The organism is Stenotrophomonas sp. HMWF003, from assembly GCF_003061285.1.
In the GTDB taxonomy this organism is placed as follows: Bacteria; Pseudomonadota; Gammaproteobacteria; order Xanthomonadales; family Xanthomonadaceae; genus Stenotrophomonas; species Stenotrophomonas maltophilia_AP.
In genome coordinates this window covers 17,764-20,227 of record NZ_QAIW01000381.1, presented here as the reverse complement: position 1 = coordinate 20,227, position 2,464 = coordinate 17,764, and the positions used below count along the sequence as shown (strand labels likewise).

Genomic DNA, 2,464 nt, shown 5'->3' with positions numbered 1-2,464 from the left:
CCGGTCCGCTGTCGCTGACCTATCGCTTCTGCGAAACCGCCTTGCCGGCCAACTGCGCCACGGCCACGGCCACCCTGGTGGTGAGCCCGGATGCGGTGAACGACACGGTGACCACGCCCGGCGGCGGTCAGCCAGCCACCGGCAGCCTGGCCGGCAACGACAACACCGCCAGCGGTTCCACCTACACCCTGGCCACCGCACCCGCCCGTGGCACGGCCGTGGTCAACGCCGACGGCACCTTCAGCTACACCCCGTCCAACGCCAACACCGGGCCGGATTCGTTCACCTACCAGGTGTGCCTGCCGGCCCCGAACGGCACTGTGTGCGACACCGCCACGGTCAGCGTGAACGTGCAGGCCAACCAGATCGCCGCCGTCAACGATGTGTTCACCACGCCGCTGTTGCCGGGCGCCACCACCGCGGTGAGCGTGCTGGGCAACGACACCCTCAATGGGGTGGCGGTGCTCCCGGCCTCGGTGCTGCTCACCCTGAGCGGTGCGCCGGCCAACTACGCCGTCAACGCCAACGGGCAGGTGCAGGTGCCGGCCGGTGCGGCGGCAGGCGCGGTGAGCTTCGATTACCAGATCTGCGAGATCGCCACGCCCACCAACTGCGCCACTGCCAGCGTGCAGCTGGTGGTCGCCCCCGATGCGGTGGACGACACGTTCGTGGCCACCGCGGGCATCGCACTGACCGGCTCGGTGGCGGGCAACGACAACGTGGGCGTGGGCGCACAGTACAGCCTGTTGGCCGTGGCTGCGCACGGCACGGTGACGGTCAATGCCGATGGCACGTTCAATTACACCGCGCAGCCGGCCTTTACCGGTCCGGACAGCTTCCGCTACCAGGTGTGCCTGCCGGCGCCGAATGCGGGCGTGTGCGATGCCGCCACCGTGACCGTCAACGTGGGTGCCGCCGTCATCGTGGCTGGCAACGACGACTTCACCGCCGCGCCGCTGACCAGTGCCGGTGGACTCACCGCCAGCGTGCTGGTCAACGACACCCTCAACGGCGCCGCCATCCTGCCTGCACAGGCCACGCTGTCGCTGATCAATGCACCGCCCGCCGGTTACACACTGACCGCCAACGGCCAGCTGCAGGTGCCGGCCGGCGCGCCGGCCGGGCCGATCAGCCTGACCTACCAGCTGTGCCAGGCCGGCACCGGCAACTGCGCCACCGCAAGCATCGCGGTCGTGATCGCGCCCGACGCGGTGGCCGATGCGTTCACCACCCAGGTGGCGCGCGCGGTCAGCGGCAACGTGGCGGTGAATGACAGTGTCGCTGCGGGCACCACCTATGCCGTGACCGGTGCCACGCCGGCCGGGTTGCTGTTCAATCCCGATGGCAGCTTCACCTACACCCCGCCGCCGCAGTACACCGGCACCACCACGTTCACCTACCAGGCGTGCCTGGCCGCGCCGTTCGCCGGCGTCTGCGATACCGCCACGGTCACCCTCAACGTCAACGCCGGCACGCTGGTGGCCAACGACGATGACTTCCGCGGCGCGATCATCAACCCGACCAGCGGCGGCACCACCAACAGCGTGCTCGGCAACGACACCATCAACGGCGCGGTTCCGCCGGCCCCGGCCGATGTGATCCTGAGCCTGGTGGGCGCTCCGGCCGGCTATGTGATCAACAGCAACGGCACGGTGTCCGTCCCCGGTGGCGCGGCCGCCGGTGCGGTCACCTTCTCCTACCAGCTGTGCGAAGCGGCCCTGCCCAGCAACTGCGCCACCGCTGCGGTGCAGCTGTTGCTGGCGCCGGTGGCGGTGAATGACACGCTGAGCACGCAGGTGGGCGTGCCGGTGACCGGCAACGTGGCCGGCAACGACAACGTACCGGCCAACGCCAGCTTCAGCCTGAGCGGCACCGCGCCGGCCGGGCTGGTGTTCAATCCGAATGGCACCTTCACCTACACGCCGCCGGTGGGTACCCAGGGCGCGGTCACCTTCGCCTATCAGGCCTGCCTGCCCGCACCGGACACCGCCGTGTGCGCCGGCGCGTCGGTCACGGTCAACGTCAATGCCGGCACCCTGGTGGCCAACGACGATGACCTGCGTGCCACGCCGATCAATCCTGCCGTGGGCGGCAGCACGGCGTCGGTGCTGGGCAACGACAGCCTCAATGGCACCGTGCCGCCGCCGTCGGCCGATGTGCTGCTCACCCTGGTGGGCGCGCCTTCGGGCTACACGCTGGGCAGCGATGGCGTGCTCGCCGTCGCCAGCGGCGTGCCGGCCGGTGCGGTCACGCTGACCTACCAGCTGTGCGAAGCGGCGCTGCCGGGCAACTGCGATACCGCCCAGATCCGCCTGCTGGTTGCGCCGTTGGCGGCGGCCGATGTGTTCTCCACCCCGGCCGGGCAGCTGTTGGCCGGCAATGTGGGCACCAATGACAACGCACCGGCCGGTGCGGTGTTCCGCGTGCCCGGCGCGGTGCCGGCGGGCCTGCAGTTCGGTGCCGA

General features: G+C 70.4%; 1 protein-coding gene. It reads left to right on the top strand.

Features of this window, described 5'->3' with window-relative positions; translation table 11 throughout:
• Window positions 1–2,464: Ig-like domain-containing protein (locus tag DBR34_RS16325; RefSeq protein ID WP_219928318.1), on the top strand; the 2,464-nt coding region annotated here is incomplete at both ends.